Origin of the sequence: Afipia sp. P52-10 (assembly GCF_000516555.1) — a bacterium.
GTDB lineage: Bacteria > Pseudomonadota > Alphaproteobacteria > Rhizobiales > Xanthobacteraceae > P52-10.
This window is the reverse complement of sequence record NZ_AZSJ01000003.1, coordinates 1,215,330-1,236,587: the sequence shown is the minus strand read 5'-3', so window position 1 is coordinate 1,236,587 and position 21,258 is coordinate 1,215,330. Positions and strand designations below refer to the sequence as shown.

The window sequence follows — 21,258 nt, the reverse complement described above, 5'->3', positions numbered from 1 at the left end:
TGATCGGTTTGCGATAGTTCACGAACGATGCAGTCGGTGAACACTCTTCAGGCTTGTCGGCTGCACCGGCATCACTAATGTAGTCGAAATTAGGCAGCGATTGCAGCATGTTGCAACGCAAATAATGACGGGAGCGAAACATGGCACGAGTTGCGCTTGTCACAGGCGGAACGCGCGGCATCGGCGAAGCGATCAGCAAGGCGCTCAAAGCGGCGGGTTGCAAAGTCGCGGCTACCTACGCCGGCAACGATGCCGCGGCCACGAAGTTTAAGGAGTCATCCGGCATTCCCGTCTACAAGTGGGACGTCGGCTCGTTCGATGCCTGCGGTGAAGGCATCAAGAAGGTCGAAGCCGATCTCGGTCCTGTCGACATCCTCGTCAACAATGCGGGCATTACGCGCGACACGCCGTTCCACAAGATGACGGTGGAGCAGTGGAATGCGGTGATGAACACCAATCTCGGCTCGCTGTTCAACATGACGCGCCATGTGATTGAGGGCATGCGCGCGCGCCGATTCGGCCGGATCATCAACATCTCGTCGATCAATGGACAGAAGGGCCAGTTCGGTCAGGTGAACTATTCGGCGGCAAAGGCCGGCGACATCGGCTTCACCAAGGCGCTGGCGCTTGAGACCGCCCGTGCAGGCATCACCGTCAACGTGATCTGTCCGGGCTATATCAACACCGAGATGGTGCAGGCGGTGCCGAAAGAGGTGCTCGACAAGAGCGTCCTGCCGCTGATCCCGACCAACCGACTTGGCGAGCCGGAGGAGATCGCCCGCGCAGTGGTGTTCCTCGCGGCAGACGAGTCGGGCTTCATCACCGGTTCGACGATGACGGTGAATGGTGGTCAGTACCTGACCTGATTCTGCCGTCTGCGTCGTGGCGCAACGCGGCGTGCAGTTTCGCGCGCCGCGTTCTGCTATGATGCGTCCGATTCCTCGCAGCTTCCCGCTGCGACCCGATGCCGGATTTCCACGTCCATGCGCGCGACTGCAGTTGGTCTAACGGCGATCCTGATGTGGTCGCTGCTCGCGGTGCTGACGGTGGCGACCGGGCAGATCCCGCCGTTCCAGCTCGCGGCGATGACGTTCGCGATCGGCGCCTGTGTCGGTCCGTTGACGTGGCTGGTGCGAGGAAAGGGCGTAGGATCGTTGCGGCAGCCGCCGATCGCCTGGGCAGTCGGCGTCGGTGGCTTGTTCGGCTATCACGCGCTCTATTTTCTGTCGCTGCGGCACGCGCCTCCGGCGGAAGCCGGGCTGGTGAATTATCTGTGGCCGCTTCTGATCGTCGTGTTCTCGGCGTTCCTGCCGGGCGAACGGCTGGCGCCGCATCACGTTGTCGGTGCGCTGCTCGGTCTCGTCGGGACGGTCGTTCTCTTCCTCGGCAGAGGTCTGTCCGGATTTGCGTGGGAGCATGCGCCGGGCTTTCTCGCAGCCTTCATCGCCGCTTTCTTGTGGGCGATCTATTCGGTGCTGTCGCGGCGGCTCAAGCATGTGCCGACCGACGCGGTCGCAGGGTTCTGCGCGGCCACGGCGCTGCTGGCCGCGATCGTGCATCTGCTGCTGGAGCGGACGGTCTGGCCGGAAACGGCAAGCCAATGGCTGGCGCTGCTCGCGCTTGGAGTCGGTCCGGTGGGAGCGGCGTTCTATGCCTGGGACAACGGCATGAAACAGGGCGACATTCGTGTCCTGGGGGCGGCGTCCTATGCGACGCCGTTGCTCTCGACCGGCTTTCTCATCGCGGCAGGCTTCGCAGAGCCCACCGCGACGCTTGCGATCGCGGCGCTGCTGATCGCAGGCGGCGGGCTGATTGCCGCGAAGGATTTGTTCGCTCGGAGCAAGGCGTAACGCGGTCGGCAGACCTGCCGCAGGCAAGGCAGGATCGCTAAAGCATGATCCGGAAAAGTGTAAGGCAGTTTTTTCGAAAAGATCATGCTTAGACAATGAGCTAAAGCGCGAGAATGATTCATCCAAATCTCATCGCGCTTTAGTTGAGCGCGCGCGGCCGATGGCGAGAGGCCGCTGCGGGCGCGCTTATGGTTTGAAGTCGGGCGGGGCGAGCTCGAAACCGGCGAAGTCGAATCCCGGCGCGACGGTGCAGCCGACCAGGGTCCAGTCGCCGGTGCTCCGTGCGGCTTGCCACGCCCGTACCGGTACGATCGCTTGCGGTGTCTCGCCGTTCACGATGTCCGGCCCGAGGCGAACGGTTCGCAATGCATCGTCGGCGATCGTCAGTTCGAGCGCAGCACCGGCGTAATAATGCCAGACCTCGACCGCGTCGATCCGGTGCCAGTGCGAGCGTTCGCCATGCGCCAGCAGGAACAGGATCGCGGTCGAAGCGGCGCGGCCAGCCGCATCGCAGCGGCGGTCGCGAAACGTCTCGCGATAGTGGCCGCCTTCCGGGTGCGGTTGCAGGCCGAGCCTGGTGATGATGTCGGCCGCCTGTGCGGGCAGAGCCTCCTTCGCAGGCATGCTCAGGACTTGTTCTTGCGCTCGCGAATTTCGCCGAACACATCGGCGGCGCCTTTCCCGCTCATGCCGAGGTGAGCTGCGACCGAAGGCACGTCGGCGCGCAGGAACACGTTGGCCTTCTTCTCCTCGCCGAGCAGCGTCGGAATTGTCGGCTGGTTGGCGGCGCGCTGACGTGCCACCTCGTCGGCGCGGGCCTTCAGCGCCGCATTGTCCGGCTCGATGGTGAGTGCGAACTTGACGTTCGCGGCAGTGTATTCATGGCCGCAATAGACCCGGGTGTCCTCCGGCAGCGCGCGCAGTTTCAGGAGCGACTCCCACATCATCGGATAGGTGCCCTCGAACACGCGGCCGCAGCCGATCGAGAACAGGGTGTCGGCGGCAAACAGCGCACGTTCGGAATCGAACATGTAGGAGATGTGGTCCAGGGTATGGCCGGGCGTCTCGAACACGCGGGCGGTCAGCGATCCGACCTTCACCGTGTCGCCTTCCTTCACCCGCAGATCAACGTTTTCGATCGGCTTCGCCTTGTCCTGCGGCGCCACCACGCGGCACTTGTATTTCTGCTTCAGCTCGGCGACGCCGCCGACATGGTCGCCATGATGATGGGTGATCAGGATATCGGTCAGCGTCCAGCCTTCCTTCTCCAGTGCTGCGATGACGGGAGCGGCTTCCGGCGCATCGACCGAGGCGGTGGCCTTCGTTGCCGGATCGTGAATGAGATAGCCGTAATTGTCGGTGAGGCAGGAAAAGATGCGGATTTCTGCGGCCATGAAACGTTCCATGTCTTGATGTTGATGAATGCTAGTGTCCCGAATCCGAAGTTCGCTTCCCTTTCAGCACGCTCAGAGCGAACTTCGGATTCGATAAGGACACTCGCAATTCATGTTCTCGTGTCGCTTCTTCGCATGATGGACTCGCGGAAACGATGCTGCGAATTTCTGACCCACGACACTAGCACAGCGGGCTGCATGCGTGAAATGCGGCGTTAACGCCGCTGTCGTGCAGGCTCCTGCACGGTTGCCGAACGTGATAATGTGGCTGCATGACGATGGATGTGATCGATCTCCGCAACTTCTATTCGCAAGGGCTCGGCATCGTCGCCCGGCGCTTGATCAATCGCGGCATCCGCGCGCGCTGGCCGAACGCGACCGGCCTGCGGGTGGTCGGCGTCGGATATCCGACACCGTATCTCGGTCTGTTCCGCGAGGACGCCGAGCGCTGCGTCGCCTTCATGCCGGCGGCGCAAGGGGTGATGAAGTGGCCGACCGAGAGACCTGCGCTGGTGGCGCTGGTCGATGAATTCGAGCTGCCGCTGCCGGATGCCTCGGTTGACCGGCTGCTGCTCGTGCATGCGCTGGAAGTGTCAGACGATCCGGTGGAGTTGCTGCGCGAAATGTGGCGCGTGCTGACGCCGAGCGGGCGCATGATCGTCGTACTGCCGAACAGGCGTGGTCCCTGGGCGCGGGCCGACACCACGCCATTCGGTTACGGCCGTCCCTATTCGCGGGCGCAGGTCACGCAGATCCTGCGCGAGACCTGGTTCACGCCCAGCGCCTGGAGCGAGGCGCTGCACATGCCGCCGATTCGTTATGGCTGGTTTTTGCGCTCGGCGATCGCATGGGAGCGGTTCGGCTCGGCGATCGCATCGCCGTTCGCCGGCGTGCATATCGTCGAGGCGACCAAGCAGGTGTATCGGCCGATCACGGCGCGGCGCGAACGGCGCAAATTGATCCCGTCGATGGAGCCGGTACTGGTGCCGTCGGCATCGCCGCGAGACAGAGTTTAATCAGGTCTGAACGTCAGACTGCGAATGCAGCCGCGCGCGTTGCGCGGTAACGGCGCTGTCGGAGCATGACGCCGAAACGGTCATGCTCCGACAATCGCGAAGACACGCAATCGGTAAGTCCCGAAGGGCAGAGGGCGCGGGCGATAAGAGGTGCCGCGATTGTCCGAATCGCGCGGCGCTATCAGTCGCCGGCCTGTGCAGGGCCTTCGTTCTGCAGCGGAAGTGCTGCGGTGCCGTCGGGGCGCGGCCCATGGCGACGGCGGCGGCGGTGCTGGAAGCGTTCGCCGCGCTCCGCGCGCTGCTCGCCATTGTTGCGCTCGCCGTTCTCGTAGTTCGCATTCGGCTGCGGCTGTCCGCCGGTGATGAAGGATGGCAGCCGGTCGATGTCGCCATCATTGGCCTGCGCTGTCGGCTGCGGCTGCTGCCGGTTCTCGCGATACTGCGGATCGCGTTGATAAGGCTGCGGCTCGCGGGCCGGATAGGGTTGCGGTGCGAACCCTGGCTCGGCGCCGAACGAGGAGAATTCATTGTCGCCGTCGTCGCCAGCGTCGTCGCGCACATCATTGTCGATGCGCTGCTGATGCTGTTGCGGCTGATTCTGCCGGAACTGTTCCTGCGCCGCGGCGATGATGCGGAAATAGTGCTCGGCGTGCTGGTAGTAGTTTTCGGCGGCGACCGGATCGCCGGAGCCCTGCGCGTCGCGGGCGAGCTGGACGTACTTTTCGGCGAGGTGGGAAGCGGTGCCGCGGATCTTGATCTCCGGACCGTTTGATTCGTAGACGCGGGTCAGCGGGTTCTGCCCACGGCGGTTATTATTGTTGTTGTGATTGTTGTTGCGGTTCCGCATCCGCTTGTTCTGGCCGTTTCTCATATCGCGCTTCTCACCAACCCCAGAGTGTTAACCGTATTTGTCTCGAATTCGCAGCAGCGGACACACGTCCGCCTTCAACAGTTTCACGCGTTCAATCGATATCCGTCTCGCAGCCGCATCAGTTGCAACCATGATGGCGCGCCACCCGCACCGCACACGCCGCTGCGCGCGCCGTGTCGTTCGTGAGCGTCAAAACGTCGTCGTGGGTTCTCGCCGCAATATCAGGCTTTCGTTCGTTCCGATCTCTCAGCCGCGCAGCGCTTTCAGCCACCGCATCCGAGTATGACCTGCCCTTGGAGCCGCTTGATCGGGGGGCGCTCCGTTGAGCACCCAGTTCCTGAGCGTTGCATCCGCCCAATCCCCACAGCGTCTGCGGGGCCAACTACCCGGAACCGATCGTTGAGCGGAAGCTAATCGCTCTCGCGGGATAATCCAAGGGGTAATTTCGGGTTTTTTGTGGGCTCTAACTGACCGGTTTCCGGCCCCAGACCACGCGTGGAATTCCGCTCAGATCGTGGCGATGCGGCCGAATCGTATGCAGTCCCATGCTTTGCATCAAATCCGCCACCTCGTCGGCCTGGCCCTGGCCGACCTCGATCGCGAACGCGCCGCCTGGCTCGAGCAGGCGTGCGATCTCCGGGGCTATCGCACGATAGGCGACGAGGCCATCGCTGCCGCCATCAAGCGCACGGCGGGGATCGTGCTCGCGTACCTCCGCCGCCAGGTGAGCGATCTCCCCGCGCTTGATATAGGGCGGATTCGAAACGATCAGGTCGAACGGCCCTTCGAGCTTATCGGTGTAGTCGCAGGGGATGAAGCGTGCCCGCGCAGCGAGAGCGAGCTTCTCGGCGTTCGCCTGCGCCGTCTTCAACGCACCGGCCGAGATGTCGGTGCCGATGCCGGTCGCGTCAGGCAGTTCGCTCAACAGGGCCAGCAGGATCGCGCCGGATCCGGTGCCGATATCGGCGATGCGTGGCGGATCGATCGGTCCTGCGGAGCGGATCAACTCGAGCGCAGCTTCGACCACGGTCTCGGTGTCCGCCCGCGGTACCAGCGTTTCCGCCGACAGCGTCAACGACAGTCCCCAGAACTCCTTCTCACCAAGAATGCGTGCCACCGGCTCGTGCGCGTGGCGCCGGTCTGCGAAGGCTGCGAGGCGTACGGCTTCGTCGGCCTGCAGCGTGCGGGTGGCGGCGGTGGCGAGGCCGGTGAGATCAAGCCCGGTCGCGGCACCGACCAGCAGGCGGGCGTCGAGTTCGGGGCTGTCGAGACCCGCATCTCTGAACTGGCGGGCGAGTTCGCGCCGTGCGGCGTCGAGGGTCAGGGCGGCAAGGGTGGAGGCGCTCACGCCGCCGCGCCTTCGGCCGCAAGCAGTGCAGCCTGATGCTCGGTGGTGAGCGCGTCGGTCAGTTCGTGCAGCGCCACGCCGGAGATGACGTCCGGCAGCTTGTAGAGCGTCAGGTTGATACGGTGATCGGTGACGCGGCCCTGTGGAAAATTGTAAGTGCGGATGCGCTCGGAGCGATCGCCGGAGCCGACCTGGCCGCGCCGTTCGGCGGAGCGCGCGGCATTCATACGCTGGCGCTCGGCATCATAGATTCGCGACCGCAGGATGTTCATCGCCGACGCCCTGTTCTTGTGCTGCGAACGGCTGTCCTGCATCGTCACCACGATGCCGGTCGGGATATGGGTGATGCGGATCGCCGACTCGGTCTTGTTGACGTGCTGGCCGCCAGCGCCGCCCGCTCGCATCGTCTCGATCCTCAAATCGGCGTCCTTGATCGCTACATCGACATCTTCAGCCTCGGGCAGCACGGCTACCGTCGCCGCGGAGGTATGGATCCGGCCCTGCGTCTCGGTGTCGGGCACGCGTTGCACGCGATGCACGCCGGATTCGAACTTCAGCTTGGCGTAGGCGCCGCGGCCTTCGATCTCAGCGATGATTTCCTTGAAGCCGCCGACGGTGCCTTCGCTGGCCGAGATCACCTCCGTCTTCCAGCCCTGCAGCGCCGCGAAGCGCTCGTACATGCGGAACAAGTCGCCGGCGAACAGCGAGGCTTCGTCGCCGCCAGTGCCGGCACGGATTTCGAGCACGACGTTGCGATCGTCCATCGCATCCTTCGGCAGCAGTGCGATGCGGATCTGCTGTTCGAGCGCGCCGCTCTTTTCTTCGAGCGCGGGCCGCTCGCTTTCGGCGAGCTGACGCATCTCGCGGTCGGTCGTGGGATCGGCGATCAGCGCGTCGATGTCCTTGATCTCCGCCTGCGCCGCCCGATAGGCCTTCACGGCATCGACCACCGGCGTCAGTTCGGCCAACTCGCGCGTCGCCCGCACATAGGTCTCGGCGCCGACCTGCCCGAGCAGTTCAGCCTCGAGCGTCGCATGGCGCGCCAGCAGGATGTCGAGTTTTTGGTCGGGAAGCATGGCACTCATCTAGGATATGTCGCCGCAAACGCAAAGTGGTCTCGGCCGGAAGGCTCCGCGGCCGCACCGGAGGGCTGTTCCGGGGCAGGTCAGAGTGGAAGGCCTTCCTTCTCGGCGAAATCTTTCAGCTTCTCCTTGATGGAGACGCTGCCGGACGGGGCCTGCAGCAGCTCCGCCATCAGGCTTTCGGCCTTGCCGATGTCGAGTTCGAGGATCATCGCCTTGACCGGGCCGTGTGCGGTGGCCGAGAGCGACAGCGAGCGATAGCCCATCGACAGCAGCGCCAGCGCGCCGAGCGGTTGCGAGGCCATCTCGCCGCACAGCGAGATCGGCACCTTGGCGGCGTTCGCCTTCGCGGCGATGTCGCGAAGCGCGCGCAGGATCGGTGCCGAATGGGTGTCGAAACGATCGGAGACCTTGCTGTTGCCGCGGTCGACCGCGAACATGAACTGAAACAGGTCGTTGGAGCCGACCGACAGGAAATCCACCCGCTCCAGCAACTCGTCGAGCTGATAGAGCAGCGCGGGCACTTCGACCATAGTGCCGACATCCACCCGCTCGGGCAGGCTATGGCCGTGCTGGCGCAGATAGGTGAGTTCGCGCTCGACCACCAGCTTTGCCTGGTCGAATTCGGTGACCTCGCTGATCATCGGGAACATGATTTTCACGGCACGGCCGCCCGCAGCGCGCAGCAGCGCGCGTATCTGGCTGCGCAGCAGGCCAGGCCGGTCGAGCCCGAGCCGGATCGCGCGCCAGCCGAGCGCGGGGTTTTCCTCCGCAATCGTCTCCATATAGGGCAGGGCCTTGTCGCCGCCGATGTCGAGGGTGCGGAAAGTGACCGGCTTGTCGCCTGCGGCGTCAAGCACGCTGCGATAGAGCGCGAGCTGCTCATTGGAGCGCGGCAGGCTCTGTCCCACCATGAACTGCAGTTCGGTGCGGAACAGGCCGATGCCGCTGCAGCCGGTGTCCTCGATGTGCGGCAGGTCGATGGCGAGGCCGGCATTCAGCAGCAGTTCGATCTTCTGCCCGTCCTTGCTGACGCACGGCTTGTCGCGCAGCGCGAGATATTGCGCCTGTCGCCGCGCGCGGAAGCGCACGCGCTCGGCATAGGCGGCTTCGATCTCCGCCGTCGGGCGGATGTAGATCGAGCCCGAGGTTCCGTCGACGATGATCGCGTCGCCGGGATCGGCGATGCCGACGGCGTTCTCGACCTCGCCGATCGCCGGGATGCCAAGCGCCCGGGCGACGATCGCGACATGCGAGTTGGCGGTGCCTTCCTCCAGCACCAGGCCGCGCAGGCGCTTGCGATCATAGTCGAGCAGCGCCGCCGGGCCCATCGAGCGTGCGATCAGGATCGCATTGTCGGGCAGTTGCTCGCGTGAGGGCGCGTGGTCGTGGCCCATCAGCTGGCGCATCAGCCGATGGCCGAGGTCTTCCAGGTCGTGCAGCCGCTCGCGCAGATATGGGTCGGTGGAGCGCAGCATGCGCGCGCGAGTGTCGGACTGCACGCGCTCGACGGCCGCTTCCGCAGTGATGCCCGTCGCCACCGCATCCGACAGGCGTCGTGACCAGCCATGGTCGTTAGCGAACATGCGGTAGGCTTCGAGCACGTCGCGGTGCTCGCCGCCGTCGGCGACATCGCCTCGCTCCAGCATGCGGTCGAGATCGGCGCGCAGCTTGGCCAGCGCCGTGTCGAGCCGCTTCAACTCCTTCGGCACATCCTCGGCGATGTAATTGGTGATGACGACGCGCGGCTCATGCAGCACCACATGGCCGAGCGCGATGCCATCAGAGAGGATCGATCCTTCGAGGTGGATGCCATGCCGGGCCGCGGGCTCCGCGCCGGGCTTCGCCAGGGCAGACAGTTCACCCGAGGCGATCATCTCCGCCAGCACCATGGCGGTGGTCTGCAGCGCCTCCACCTCCTCCTCGACATAGGTGCGGTGGGCGCGATTCTGCACCACCAGCACGCCGAGGGTGGTGCCCGCGCGCAGGATCGGCACGCCAAGGAACGAGTGGTAGATTTCTTCGCCGGTCTCTGGCCGATAGGAGAAGGCCGGATGGCTTTGCGCATCGGACAGGTTGAGCGCGTTCGCGTCGCTCGCGACCAGGCCGACCAGGCCTTCATCGGCGTTTAGCACGGTCTGGTGGACGGCTTCCCGGTTCAGACCTTCGGTGGCATAGAGCTCCAACGTACCGTCGTGGCGCAGGACATAGGTGGAGCACACCTCGGCCACCATGTTCGCGGCGATCAGCACGACGATCTTGTCCAGCCGATCCTGCGCCGAGACCTTCTCCGCCATGACTTCGCGGAGACGTCGTAGCAAGACGCGTGGTCCTCCCGAAGCGCTCCGCATGTGTTGGCCCCTGCGCTGCAGGCCGTAAACCACCGATTCCGGACCGGGAGCCGGGACGGCAGCCTACGCTGCTGGAAACATTCGACTTTTTAACCATGTTGGCGGCCGTTCGGCGCGCCACAACCCATGCCTAAAGGATTTGCCCCTGCTTTGCCAAGCAAAAGGCTGGCCAGTCTTTAGGCATGACAAATCTCCCGGCAGCCTTGGCGCCTGCGTCCGGATGTCGCTGCCGATGTGGCGCATAACGCGCGGGCGGTTCGACCCCGAATCTCGCGTCCGGGCAGGACACTCGTCCGGGCCGGATGGAGCTCCGACAGGCGGCTCAGGCCTGGTCGAGCCCGTAAAGAGTGTGCAGAGTACGGACCGCAAGCTCGGTGTAGGCGGTGTCGATCAGCAGCGAGAATTTGATCTCGGACGTGGTGATGGCGCGGATGTTGATATTGCGGTCCGACAGGGCCTTGAAGGCCTGGGCCGCGACGCCGGCATGGCTGCGCATGCCGATGCCGATCACCGACACCTTGGCGACATCCGTGGCGCTGTCGAGCCGCGCATAGCCGATCGCGTCCTTGGCCTTGGTGATGGTCTCCTTGGCGCGGTTGTAGTCGGCGGCGGGAACCGTGAAGGTCAGGTCGGTGAACTTGCCGTCCTCGGAGACGTTCTGCACGATCATGTCGACGTTGATGCTGGCCTCCGCCAGCGGCCCGAAGATCGCCGCCGCGACGCCCGGCTTGTCCTGCACGTGACGCACGGAAATCTGCGCTTCGTCCTTGGAGAAGGCGATGCCGGTGACGACTTGTTGTTCCACGATTTCCTCCTCGCTGCAGATCAGCGTGCCGGGCGGATGACTTGAATGGGGATCGATATCTTCGGGCTTGTCGAAGCTGGAGCGCACGAAGACGCGCACATTATGCACCATGCCGAGTTCGACCGAGCGCACCTGCAGCACCTTGGCGCCCTGCGAGGCCAGCTCGAGCATCTCCTCGAACGCGACCTTGTCCAGCCGTCTGGCCTTCGGCACGACGCGCGGATCGGTGGTGTAGACGCCATCGACGTCGGTGTAGATGTCGCAGCGGTCGGCCTGAATCGCGGCTGCGATCGCCACCGCGGACGTATCGGAACCCCCGCGGCCGAGGGTGGTGATGCGGCCGGTCTCGGCATTGATGCCCTGGAAGCCCGCGATCACCGCGACCTCCTTGCGCGCCTTGAACCGCTTGATCAGCTCCGAGCCGTCGATATCGAGGATGCGGGCGGAGCCGTGCGCGTCGCTGGTCCGGATCGGGATCTGCCAGCCCTGCCAGGAGCGCGCCTGGACGCCGAGCGATTGCAGCGCGATCGCCAGCAGGCCGGAGGTGACCTGCTCGCCGGAGGCGACGATGGCGTCGTATTCGCGGGCGTCGTGCAAGGCCGACGTTTCCGTCGCCCAGCCGACCAGCTCGTTGGTCTTGCCGGACATCGCCGAGACCACCACCGCGACCTCATGGCCGGCGTCGACCTCGCGCTTGACGTGCTGCGCAACATTGCGGATGCGCTCGATATTGGCGACGGACGTTCCGCCGAATTTCATGACGAGTCGGCTCATAGCGTGCGCCGTAATCCCCGCTAGATCGCCTTGAGCCCGGATCGCCTCGATCCGGGGTGTCAGCGCGATCGATTTCCATGGATGGAGCCTGATGATTGGGCATCATGCTCCGGATTCGATGTCGTGCGCGCGGTGCAAAAACCGCAGCACCGGTGCAAAAAGGCGCGTATACATACCGACGGGGGTGGCCGACCGCAACCGGGGTCTACCTCTGCTTTCGGGGTGCCGGACCGTGTTTTTGCGACGGACTCGAGGAGATTTTGCGACGTGAGGGCCTGATGGGGCGTTATATCGACGATATCCTGCAGCCCGGCGAGAAGGTGCTCTACTCCACCACCATCCACTGGATCGTCTACCTGCCGGCGCTGCTGGCCTGGGTGGTTGCGGTCGTCTTTTTCGCGCTTCAGCGCGGGGCGGTGACGGACGGGCTGAACATCCTCTGGCTTGCGCTGTCGCTGGTCTCGATGCTGATCGCGCTGTATTGGACCGTTCGGGCCTGGTTCCGGCGCTGGACCACCGAGACCGACGTCACCAATTTCCGGGTGGTGCACAAGGAGGGATTCATCCAGCGCCGCACCTTCGAGATGAATCTCGACAAGGTGGAGAGCGTGGACGTGACCCAGAGCATTCCGGGGCGGCTGTTAAATTACGGCGACGTACTGATCCGCGGCGTCGGTGAGGGCGACAAGGATATCCGTATGATCGGTTCACCCCTGCAGTTCCGCAACCACATCACGGTGCGATAGAAGAGGTTATGGCACCCGAATCAGATTTCCGAGGCACCACGGTCGATCCGGCGGAGGTTGCGCGCTTCTCCAAGCTGTCGGAGGAGTGGTGGGACCCGAACGGCAAGATGGCGCCGCTGCACAAGATCAATCCGCTGCGGCTCGGCTGGATTCGTGACACCGCCTGCCGCAAGTTCGACCGCAACCCGCGCAGCCTCACCTCGCTCGACGGCCTGCGCATTCTCGACATCGGCTGCGGTGCCGGTCTCTTGTCGGAACCGCTGGCGCGGCTCGGGGCCCAGGTGATCGGCATCGATCCGTCGGAGACCAACATTGCCGCTGCCAAGTTGCACGCTGACCGGTCGGGCGTGCTGGTGGACTATCGCGCCACCACGGTTGAGGCGATGAACCCGTTGGAGCGCTTCGATATCGTGCTGGCCATGGAGGTGGTGGAGCACGTCACTGATGTCGGGGTGTTCCTGGAGCGTTGTGCCGGGCTGATGAAGCCCTCCGGCATGATGGTGGTCTCCACCCTCAATCGAACGCTGAAGAGCTTCGCGCTGGCCATCGTCGGCGCTGAATATGTGTTGCGCTGGCTGCCGCGCGGCACTCATCAGTGGAGCAAGTTCGTCACACCCGCCGAACTCGCGCGGCATCTGCACCGGAGCAAACTGGAAATCGCAGAGCAGACCGGCGTTATCTACACGCCGCTTTCCGACCGCTGGTCGCTGTCGTCCGACATGGACGTAAACTATATGGTGTCGGCGGAAGCCTATTCGTAATGCTGGGTTGCTGACGGGCTGCCGAGAGGCAGCCAGGCGCTGCGCCGCCCTGGACGCGCGGCTGACATGAGCCTGCGTCGCTTGACCGCATGCAGACATGATGGTCTGCCTGAGGCCCCATCATCGCCACGTTACGTCTTCTCGTCGATGTTCAGCCTCGCAACGCTCTGGATTCCTTTCGTCGTGCTCGCTTCGCTGGGGCAGGTCGCGCGCAACGCGATGCAGCGCGAGCTGACGGCGTCGCTCGGCACGGTCGGTGCGACCCACGTGCGGTTTCTGTTCGGCTTTCCGTTTGCAGTCCTATTCGTCGCCGCGGTGATCTTCGTCACCGGCGATATCGTGTCATGGCCCAATCTCACGTTCTGGCTCTGGCTCGCCATGGGGGCGATGACGCAGATTCTCGCCACCGGGCTGATGCTGGCGGCGATGAACGAGCGCTCCTTTGTCGTCACCACCGCCTACATCAAGACCGAGCCGATCCAGGCCGCGCTGTTCGGCTTCATTTTCCTTGCCGATCATCTGACGTGGTTGAAGGTGCTGGCGATTCTGATCGCGACCGCGGGCGTCGTCATCACGGCGATTCGTCCTGGCGGTGAGAAGAGCTTCGGCGACCTGCGTCCGACCGTGCTCGGTCTGGCGGCGGCTGCCGGTTTTGCGCTCTCGGCGGTCGGCTTCCGTGGCGCGATCCTCAATGTCGGCGGCGTCTCGTTCGTCACCGCCGCGAGCTTTACGCTGGTGCTCGGCCTGTTCATGCAGACGGTGGTGCTCAGCGCCTATCTGCTGCTGCGTGATCGCAAGACGCTTGTTGCGCTGTTCCAGATGTGGCGACCGTCCATGTTCGCCGGATTCATGGGAGCCGCCGCCTCGCAGTTCTGGTTCCTGGCTTTCGCACTGACCAGCGTTGCCAACGTCCGTACGCTGGCGCTGATCGAGGTGTTGTTCGCGCAAGGCATCTCGTACTACTCGTTCAAGCAGCCGATCGCACTGCGCGAGGCCGGTGGGATCGTGCTGATCGTCATCGGCGTCGCGGTGTTGATCGCGGTGCAGTAGTTCGGCGCCGTCAGGCCGTCGTCTCAGTATTGCCGGACGCCGGCGGGGCAGGAGTCGCGGGGTGTTCGTCACTGAGGTCGCCGATCGCCGAGCGCGCGCGCTTGGTGACGAGCAGGATGATCGATGCGCTGGTGATCAGTCCGAGCACGATCAGCGCCTGGGCGAGGACGGACGTTCGATCGTCGAGCAGCGCCGCCCGTCCGGCCGCGCCGAGGCAGACGAACAGGATGGCTTGCGGGATGCAGAACAGGAACGTGGCCCAGGTGAACGACCACCATGGGATATTGGTCAAACCGAACAGGTAGTTGGTGACAGCGCCCGGGACCGGCGCGCCGAGCCGCATCAGTGCGACGATGCGCCAGCCTTCCTGATCGACCGCGTCCGATATCCTTCGCAACAATCGCCTGCGCCCGAGCAGCCGCTGTACCAAGCGGCCGCCGAACAGGCGTGCGGCGAGGAAGGCAATCAGGGCGCCGAGCGTCGAGCTCGGAACGATGATCGGCAGCGCGATCAGGCCGAAGGCTGCGCCCGCGAGCACGCACAACAGCGCGCGCGGCAGCAACACCAGTCCCGAAGCGATGCAGGCGAGGACCAGAACGCCGAACGACAGCAGCGTCAGCTGATGGCTCGTGCTCAGGAAGGCGGCGATTTGGTCGATCACGCGTGCCGCCGCGCGCTCAGTTCCGGTCTTCCGGCAGCGCCGGCAGCGGGATCACGTCGACGCCTTCTTCAATCAGCGCCTTGGCCTCGGTCGGCGACGCCTCGCCATAGATTGGACGATGCTCGATCTCGCCATAGTGCATCTTGCGCGCTTCTTCCGGGAACTGCTGGCCGACATCGTCGGCGTTGGCCTTTATGTGGTCGCGCAACTCCCGCAGCTTGCCGAGCAACTCGCTCTGTTGCGACATCAGCATCGGTTCGGCAGGGACAGCCGTGGATGCTGGCGCCGGCACCGACGTGTCCGTGCTCTTGCGGCGGGAGCGGGCCTTGGCCGATTTCTCCTCGACGATGCGCTGTTCGGTGGTACGGCCTTTGCGCGGAATCTGCGGGGCCATGATCGATTTCTCGACCTTGGTGGAGTTGCAGGCCGGACAGCTCACCAGCCCGCGCTTCGCCTGCCTGTCGTATGACGCGGAATCTTGGAACCAACTTTCGAACGCGTGGCCGCGTTCGCACTGCAACGAATAACGGATCATGGATTTTCCCGCACCAGATGCAGATGGCCTGTCGGCGTATTGGCATCCGAAATGCTGAAGCGGCGGCCGTGCTGCAGCGACGGAATCTTGCCGCGAGCATCAATGACCTTGGCCGGGTCGATCTTCGCCAGGATGACACCCGGATCGACGCCGCCTTCGGCAAGAATCTCGCCCCAGGGATCGACGATCAGCGAGTGGCCGTAAGTGAGCCGTTTGCTCTCGTGCGTGCCGCCTTGCGCCGCGGCGAACACGAATGCGCCGTTTTCGATCGCCCGCGCCCGCAACAGCACATGCCAGTGCGCTTCGCCGGTCGGTTTGGTGAAGGCCGACGGCATGGTGAGGAAGGAGGCGCCGCTCTCGGCGAGCGCGCGATACAGCGAGGGAAAGCGCATGTCGTAGCAGATCGTCAGCCCGATGCGGCCCCAGGGCAGATCGACGATCGCGGCCGCTTCGCCAGGCTGATAGTTGGCGGATTCGCGATAGCTTTCACCGTTCGCGAGGTTCACGTCGAACATGTGGATCTTGTCGTAGCGGGCGAGGATGCGCCCCTTCGGATCGATCAGGAAGCCGCGATTGGCGGCGCGGTCTTGCGTGGCGCGGATCGCCATCGAGCCGATATGCAGGAAGATGCGCAGCTCCTTCGCCAGTTCGCGATAGGCGGCGAGCGACGCGTCGCTGTCCTCATCGGCAATCGTCTTGAACAACTGCTCGCGGTTGGCAGCGAGCAGGTTTGTCATCTCGGGGGTTTGCACATAGTCAGCCCCCTTCGCTGCCGCCTCGCGGATCAGCGCGCTGACGTCCTTGAGATTCTCCTCGGGCGAAAGTTTGGCCCGGGTCTGCACCATCGCGGCGGTAAAGGTCTCGGTCACGGCGTCACCGTTTGTCCAGCGAGCAGCGCGTCAAGGCCGCCCGCATCGTTGAGCTCATAGAGATCATCGCAGCCGCCGACATGGGTGCCGCCGATGAAGATCTGCGGCACGGTGGTCCGCCCTCCGGCACGCGCCACCATCGCCTGCCGCAGCGCGGCGTCGGCCGAGACGTCGATCTCGTGGAACGCGACGTTCTTGCGGGTCAGCAGTTGCTTCGCCATCCGGCAGTAGCCACAGGTGGGCGTGGTGTAGATTTCAACCTGAGCGGTCATGGGTCCGATCCATCGATGCAGCCGCGCGCCGCACCATCTTTGTGACAATTATATAGGGTTTTGCGCGCCCTCCACAACTCGTGCAAAGACGAGGACATCGACGTTCGCCGCTTTCGCCCGCAACAGCGCGCGGGCGCATGCATCGACGGTGGCGCCGGAGGTCAGCACGTCGTCGATCAACACGATCCGCCGTCCCTGAACGTCTGCTCTGCGCTCGGTGGCGACCGAGAATGCGCCCTGGACATTGCGGGCCCGCTCGGTTCGGGACAATCCGACCTGCTGCTGCGTCGAACGGACGCGCTTCAGCGCCTGGCCGTTGACCGGAACACGGCTCAGCCGGCCGACGACTGTCGCCAGCGCGCCGGATTGGTTGTAACGGCGACTCCAGCCGCGTCGCCAGTGCAGTGGCACCGGCACGATCAGGTCGGCGCCGTCGAGAATGTCTTTCCCTGCGCGGGCCATCCAACGCCCCAAAGGTGGCGCGAGATCGGTGCGGTCCTGGTATTTCAGTCCATGCACCAGGCTGCGCGCCACGTCGTCATAGCGGACCGCCGCGCGGGCGCGGTGATAGGCCGGCGGGTCGGCAATTGCCGCCATCGACAGGATGCCGGGTCCCGGATCGTAGACGAACGGAATGCCAAGCCGCTCACAGAACGGCGGGGCGATGAACGACAGTTTCGCCCAGCACGCGGCGCAGACGCCTTCGCCTGCGACCGGCGCACGGCAGGAGACGCACAACGTCGGCAGCGCGATATCGAGCGTCCACCGCGCGACACCAGCCATCACCGCGCCACAGGCGCCAAACGCAGCACGCATGCGCCGAGCGACCGTCGGAGCTGTTTGATCGGGCATGAAGGCGTCCATCCCACGTAGGTTAGAGCAGCATACCCGCGTCTGGGAACCCGGTTTCCGTCAACATCTGGTTCCGGGCGACGGCTTGCGGGGAGCGACTGGGCCCGGAAACGACTTGTCCAGGATCGGCTTGTCCAAGAACAACTTGGTGGAGCAGGCCTTGCCGGCCGGCGATGAATGGCTGAAGAAGCGGGCGAGACTGGACCTGATCATGACTGACCCCGCCGTCCCACGCCTGATCGACCGCCACGCCCTGCGCACGCACTTGTCGCGCGCCGAGCGGCAGGGATCCGCACCGTTTCTGCTCGATCGGGTGGTGGAGGATTTCGGCGAGCGGCTGGCGGCGGTGCTGCGTACGTTCAACAGTGCGGCCGATGTCGGCACGCCCGGTCCGCAGTTGCGGGAGGTGTTGTCGCAGCGCGTGGCGGCGATCACGCGCATCGATCTGTTGCGCCAGGAGGACGACCGGCTTGGCCTCGCGCCGGAATCGCTCGATCTCGCGGTGTCGGCGCTGGCCCTGCAGGCGATCGACGATCTGCCGGGCGTGCTGGCGCAGGTGCGCCGCGCGCTGAAGCCGGATGGCCTGCTGCTGGTCGCGCTGTTCGGCGGCGACACGCTGACCGAACTGCGGCAGGCGTTTGCCGCGGCCGAAAGCGAGGTCGAGGGCGGGCTTTCGCCGCGCGTGCTGCCGTTCGGCGATCTGCGCGAGCTTGGTGCGCTGCTGCAGCGCGCGGGCTTCGCCTTGCCGGTGGCGGATGTGGATCGGGTCGTGGTGCGTTACGACACCGCCTTCGCGCTGATGCAGGACTTGCGGCGGATGGGCGCTACCAATCCGCTGGCCGAGCGACGGCGCGTGCCGCTGCGGCGGACCACCCTGCTGAGAATGGCGCAAATCTACAGCGAACGCTTCGCCGATCCTGATGGGCGCGTCCGCGCCACCTTCGATGTGGTCTGGCTGTCCGGCTGGGCGCCGCATGAGAGCCAGCAGAAGCCGCTCAAGCCGGGTTCTGCGAAGGCGAGCCTCGAGGCTGCTGTGAAGCGGAAGGGGTAATTGCTGTCATGTCCTGCGGACGCTGCGTTGCTCCTTATCGTGAGGAGCGTAGCACCGCTGCGCGTCTCGAACCCTGGGCGCAAATCATCCGCAAAAATCATCCTTCGAAACGTGCCCTTTGGGTGTTCCTCCGGATGGGGACTTGCGGCGGGCCGCGAGCAGTCAGAGCAAGTCGATCAGATGCGGGATCAGTGGTAGGTCCGCCGGCGGCATCGGATACTCAGAGAGCTTGGTCGCGCGCACCCAGGCGAGCTTCTGTCCCTCCCGCGCAGTGACCTCGCCCTCCCAGCGCCGGCAGATGTAAAGCGGCATCAGCAGATGGAAGTCGTCATAGCCGTGGCTTGCGAATGTCAAAGGCGCAAGGCAGGCCTCGCGCACAGTGATGCCGAGCTCTTCGTGCAATTCGCGGATCAGCGCCTGCTCGGGTCGTTCGCCTGCATCGAGCTTGCCGCCTGGAAACTCCCAGAGACCGGCGAGCGCTTTGCCCTCCGGCCGCTGCGCGATCAGCACGCGGTTGTCGGCATCGACCAGCGCGCAGGCGACGACGAGGGTGAGTTTCACGACCGGTAATCGCCGTTGATGGCGACGTATTCCTTGGTCAGGTCGCAGGTCAGCACGCGGTCGCGCCCCTTGCCGAGGCCGAGCGAGATTTTGATCTGTACGGTGTCCTTCTTCATCGTCGCCGACACCTTGTCTTCGTCATAAGAGGGATCGCGCGCGCCCTTGGTGGCGACGCGGATGCCGTTGAAGGCGATGGAAATCTTGTCGCGGTTGGCGGGCTCGCCAGCCTTGCCGATCGCCATCACCACGCGGCCCCAGTTGGCGTCCTCGCCGGCGACTGCCGTCTTCACCAGCGGCGAGTTGGCCACCGACATGGCAATGGTGCGGGCGGATTTCTTCGAGACTGCGCCGTCGACGATGATCTCGATCAACTTGCGTGCGCCTTCGCCGTCCCGGGCCACCTGCTCGGAGAGATCGGCCAGGATCGCGTTGAACGCCTTGGTGAAGGCTTTCAGCCGCGGATCGGACGCGCGCGCGATCTTCGGCGCGCCGTGCTCGGCCGCGGCGCCGGTCGCGAATGCCAGCAGCGTGTCCGAGGTGGAGGTGTCGCTGTCGATGGTGATGGCGTTGAAGGTGTCCTCGACGCCGCCTTTCAGCAGCGCCTGCAGTACGCCCGCCGACAGCGGCGCGTCGGTGAAGATGAACGACAGCATCGTCGCCATGTCGGGAGCGATCATGCCGGCCCCCTTGGCGATGCCATTGATGGTGACCTTGGCCTTGCCGAGCTTGACGGTGGCCGTCGCGACTTTCGGGAAGGTGTCGGTGGTCATGATTGCCTTCGCGGCATCGATCCAGCGGTCGCCGTCGGCCTCCTCCGCGAGCCGTTCCAGCACGCCGTCGAACTTGGTCGCATCGAGCGGCTCGCCGATCACGCCGGTCGACGCGAGGAAAACCTCGTTCGCCTTGCAGGCGGCCGCCTTCGCGGCGATCGCCGCAGTCAACGTGGTGGAGGCGCGGCCGGTCTTGCCGGTGAAGGCGTTGGCGTTGCCGGAGTTGACGACCAGGGCGCGCGCCTGGCCGCCCTTCATGTTGGTCTTGCACCATTCCACCGGCGCGCTGGCGCATTTCGACTTGGTGAACACGCCGGCGATCGTGGTGCCGGGATCGAGCAGCGCCAGCAGCACATCGGTCCGGTTCTTGTAGCGGATGCCTGCCTCTGCCGTCGCAAGGCGCACGCCGGCGATCGCGGGCGCATGCGGGGTGGTCTTCGGGGCGAGGGGGGAGACGGAGCTGGACATGCGATCTGCCTTGAGCCTGGCGTTGAACGTCACGGGAAAACGTTGCCGGAAGGTCCGGCCGTCCGCGCCTTGCGGCTAGGTCTGACGCAAAAAGTCTGACGCAGAAAACGAGGCTCAAGACGCGGATGCCCGGGCGAGAGCCCGGGCACCTGGTCAAATTACTGAAGTTCGCTGCAGAAGTCGAACGACTTCTTCGCCGCCGTGATTACTTCTTCGCGGGCGCCATCGCGCCGCCCTTGGCCGCCGGCGCGTCCTTCGCATCCTTCGCTGCGTCCTTGGCCGGTTCGTCTTTCTTGTCGAAGCGTTCGATCTTGGCGGTCTCGCGCAGCTTGCTGACCAGGTCGGCCTGGGCCTTCCGCGTCACATAAGTTTCAATCTGCGGCTTCACCTGATCGAATTCCGGCGGCTTGCGCTTGCGCTTGTCCTCGACCTTGATGATGTGCCAGCCGAACTGGCTCTTGATCGGGTCGGAGATCTTACCGGGCTCGAGCGCGAACGCGGCGGTGGAGAACTCGGGCACCATCTGTTCCTTGGTGAAGTAGCCGAGGTCGCCGCCGTCCGATGCGCCGGGATCCTTCGACTTCTTCTTCGCGAGCTCGGCGAAGTCGGCTCCCTTCTTTAATTCCTCGGCGATCTGCTTGGCTTCGCCTTCGGTCTCGACCAGGATGTGGCGGGCACGCACCTCCTCCTCGCCGCCCATCTGCTTGGCGGCTTCGTCATAGACCTTGCGCATCGCCTCGTCGGTGGTGGCGGCCTTGGCCTCGCTGGTGAGCAGCTTGTCCATCAAAAGCCGCTCGCGGGCGAAGGCGAGGCTCTTCTTGAAGTCGTCGGTCTCGCCGATTTTCTTGTCCTCGGCGGCCTTGGCGACGATCTTCAGGTCGATGACGTAGGACAGCAGGTTGTCGCGCTTGGTCGCCGGGTCCATCTGGGCGAGCTGGGCGGCGCCCAACTCTTCCTCGGCCATGTTCAAGTCGCTCTGGCGGATTTCGACGCCATTGACCTTGGCGAGAACCGGATTGGCATCCTGGGCGCGAACCTGACCGGCGCTTGCAAAGACAACTGTTGCGCAGCCGGCAAGCGCGATCGCGGCCAGTGCGGTGCGGAAAGCCCGCGGCGAGCGCGGAAGGAAGTCGGTCATGAAAAATCCTTGGGTGTCGACCTGGTGGTTTTG

Annotated in this window: 22 protein-coding genes; 7 read left to right on the top strand and 15 right to left on the bottom strand. The window is 64.7% G+C overall.

Annotation, left to right across the window (positions count from 1 at the left end; genetic code table 11):
• Positions 1 to 140 precede the first annotated feature (140 nt).
• Together phbB and X566_RS07155 are read left to right on the top strand one after the other, a co-directional pair.
• On the top strand, positions 141 to 866 hold the full coding sequence (phbB, locus tag X566_RS07160) for an acetoacetyl-CoA reductase (protein WP_034464792.1): 726 nt from the start codon (positions 141 to 143) through the stop codon (positions 864 to 866).
• A gap of 117 nt (positions 867 to 983) precedes the next feature.
• Positions 984 to 1,850, top strand: coding sequence for a DMT family transporter (locus X566_RS07155; RefSeq protein ID WP_034464791.1), 867 nt, complete (start codon positions 984 to 986; stop codon positions 1,848 to 1,850).
• A gap of 186 nt (positions 1,851 to 2,036) precedes the next feature.
• Here X566_RS07155 and X566_RS07150 read toward each other — a convergent pair whose 3' ends face one another.
• Both X566_RS07150 and gloB read right to left on the bottom strand, forming a co-directional pair.
• Complete coding sequence (locus tag X566_RS07150) at positions 2,037 to 2,474, bottom strand: cupin domain-containing protein (protein WP_034464790.1); 438 nt, start codon at positions 2,472 to 2,474, stop codon at positions 2,037 to 2,039.
• 2 nt (positions 2,475 to 2,476) lie between these two features.
• Positions 2,477 to 3,244, bottom strand: a complete 768-nt coding sequence (gloB, locus tag X566_RS07145; protein ID WP_034468149.1) for a hydroxyacylglutathione hydrolase — start codon at positions 3,242 to 3,244, stop codon at positions 2,477 to 2,479.
• Positions 3,245 to 3,522: 278 nt separating this feature from the next.
• On the opposite strand from gloB, the gene X566_RS07140 reads away from it, so the two are divergent.
• On the top strand, positions 3,523 to 4,260 hold the full coding sequence (locus X566_RS07140; protein WP_173402582.1) for a class I SAM-dependent methyltransferase: 738 nt from the start codon (positions 3,523 to 3,525) through the stop codon (positions 4,258 to 4,260).
• 181 nt (positions 4,261 to 4,441) lie between these two features.
• Here X566_RS07140 and X566_RS07135 read toward each other — a convergent pair whose 3' ends face one another.
• From X566_RS07135 to X566_RS07115, 5 genes are all read right to left on the bottom strand, one after another.
• Complete coding sequence (locus X566_RS07135; RefSeq protein ID WP_034464787.1) at positions 4,442 to 5,131, bottom strand: DUF4167 domain-containing protein; 690 nt, start codon at positions 5,129 to 5,131, stop codon at positions 4,442 to 4,444.
• 463 nt (positions 5,132 to 5,594) lie between these two features.
• A complete protein-coding gene (gene prmC / locus X566_RS07130) occupies positions 5,595 to 6,479 on the bottom strand; it encodes a peptide chain release factor N(5)-glutamine methyltransferase (protein ID WP_034464785.1) in 885 nt (294 codons plus the stop codon).
• Complete coding sequence (prfA, locus tag X566_RS07125) at positions 6,476 to 7,555, bottom strand: peptide chain release factor 1 (protein WP_081740092.1); 1,080 nt, start codon at positions 7,553 to 7,555, stop codon at positions 6,476 to 6,478. Before prfA ends, prmC begins: the two co-directional genes overlap by 4 nt.
• Before the next feature lie 89 nt (positions 7,556 to 7,644).
• Positions 7,645 to 9,912, bottom strand: a complete 2,268-nt coding sequence (gene ptsP, locus X566_RS07120) for a phosphoenolpyruvate--protein phosphotransferase (RefSeq protein WP_034464782.1) — start codon at positions 9,910 to 9,912, stop codon at positions 7,645 to 7,647.
• Positions 9,913 to 10,234: 322 nt separating this feature from the next.
• Positions 10,235 to 11,491, bottom strand: a complete 1,257-nt coding sequence (locus tag X566_RS07115; protein ID WP_034464781.1) for an aspartate kinase — start codon at positions 11,489 to 11,491, stop codon at positions 10,235 to 10,237.
• 278 nt (positions 11,492 to 11,769) lie between these two features.
• On the opposite strand from X566_RS07115, the gene X566_RS07110 reads away from it, so the two are divergent.
• The 3 genes from X566_RS07110 to X566_RS07100 all read left to right on the top strand — a co-directional run bounded on the left by X566_RS07110 (position 11,770) and on the right by X566_RS07100 (position 14,048).
• A complete protein-coding gene (locus X566_RS07110) occupies positions 11,770 to 12,237 on the top strand; it encodes a PH domain-containing protein (protein ID WP_034464779.1) in 468 nt (155 codons plus the stop codon).
• 8 nt (positions 12,238 to 12,245) lie between these two features.
• Complete coding sequence (gene ubiG / locus X566_RS07105; protein WP_034464777.1) at positions 12,246 to 12,998, top strand: bifunctional 2-polyprenyl-6-hydroxyphenol methylase/3-demethylubiquinol 3-O-methyltransferase UbiG; 753 nt, start codon at positions 12,246 to 12,248, stop codon at positions 12,996 to 12,998.
• A 147-nt stretch (positions 12,999 to 13,145) separates the two neighbouring features.
• The gene (locus tag X566_RS07100) at positions 13,146 to 14,048 is read left to right on the top strand and encodes an EamA family transporter (protein ID WP_034464775.1); all 903 of its coding nucleotides are present in this window, start codon (positions 13,146 to 13,148) and stop codon (positions 14,046 to 14,048) included.
• Between the two features lie 10 nt (positions 14,049 to 14,058).
• On the opposite strand, the gene X566_RS07095 is transcribed toward X566_RS07100, so the two are convergent.
• The 5 genes from X566_RS07095 to X566_RS07075 are packed head-to-tail and all read right to left on the bottom strand — an operon-like array spanning position 14,059 to position 17,237.
• Positions 14,059 to 14,709 (bottom strand): TVP38/TMEM64 family protein, encoded by a 651-nt coding sequence (locus tag X566_RS07095; RefSeq protein ID WP_034464773.1) that lies wholly within the window; start codon positions 14,707 to 14,709, stop codon positions 14,059 to 14,061.
• A gap of 16 nt (positions 14,710 to 14,725) precedes the next feature.
• Positions 14,726 to 15,244 carry a DUF1178 family protein gene (locus X566_RS07090; RefSeq protein ID WP_034464770.1) on the bottom strand — a complete coding sequence of 173 codons (519 nt, stop codon included), beginning with the start codon at positions 15,242 to 15,244 and terminating at the stop codon, positions 14,726 to 14,728.
• Positions 15,241 to 16,089: a carbon-nitrogen hydrolase family protein gene (locus X566_RS07085; protein WP_034468147.1), complete on the bottom strand. Its 849-nt coding sequence runs from the start codon at positions 16,087 to 16,089 to the stop codon at positions 15,241 to 15,243. Before X566_RS07085 ends, X566_RS07090 begins: the two co-directional genes overlap by 4 nt.
• Positions 16,090 to 16,109: 20 nt before the next feature.
• Positions 16,110 to 16,385: a glutaredoxin 3 gene (grxC, locus tag X566_RS07080; RefSeq protein ID WP_034464768.1), complete on the bottom strand. Its 276-nt coding sequence runs from the start codon at positions 16,383 to 16,385 to the stop codon at positions 16,110 to 16,112.
• Between the two features lie 48 nt (positions 16,386 to 16,433).
• Positions 16,434 to 17,237, bottom strand: coding sequence for a ComF family protein (locus X566_RS07075; RefSeq protein WP_034468141.1), 804 nt, complete (start codon positions 17,235 to 17,237; stop codon positions 16,434 to 16,436).
• Positions 17,238 to 17,448: 211 nt separating this feature from the next.
• On the opposite strand from X566_RS07075, the gene X566_RS07070 reads away from it, so the two are divergent.
• Positions 17,449 to 18,288: a methyltransferase domain-containing protein gene (locus X566_RS07070; protein ID WP_051444172.1), complete on the top strand. Its 840-nt coding sequence runs from the start codon at positions 17,449 to 17,451 to the stop codon at positions 18,286 to 18,288.
• Between the two features lie 162 nt (positions 18,289 to 18,450).
• On the opposite strand, the gene mutT is transcribed toward X566_RS07070, so the two are convergent.
• The 3 genes from mutT to X566_RS07055 all read right to left on the bottom strand — a co-directional run bounded on the left by mutT (position 18,451) and on the right by X566_RS07055 (position 21,225).
• Positions 18,451 to 18,849: an 8-oxo-dGTP diphosphatase MutT gene (mutT, locus tag X566_RS07065; RefSeq protein ID WP_034464765.1), complete on the bottom strand. Its 399-nt coding sequence runs from the start codon at positions 18,847 to 18,849 to the stop codon at positions 18,451 to 18,453.
• Positions 18,846 to 20,087, bottom strand: a complete 1,242-nt coding sequence (argJ, locus tag X566_RS07060) for a bifunctional glutamate N-acetyltransferase/amino-acid acetyltransferase ArgJ (protein WP_034468136.1) — start codon at positions 20,085 to 20,087, stop codon at positions 18,846 to 18,848. Before argJ ends, mutT begins: the two co-directional genes overlap by 4 nt.
• A 205-nt stretch (positions 20,088 to 20,292) precedes the next feature.
• Positions 20,293 to 21,225: a peptidylprolyl isomerase gene (locus X566_RS07055; RefSeq protein WP_034464763.1), complete on the bottom strand. Its 933-nt coding sequence runs from the start codon at positions 21,223 to 21,225 to the stop codon at positions 20,293 to 20,295.
• Positions 21,226 to 21,258 lie beyond the last annotated feature (33 nt).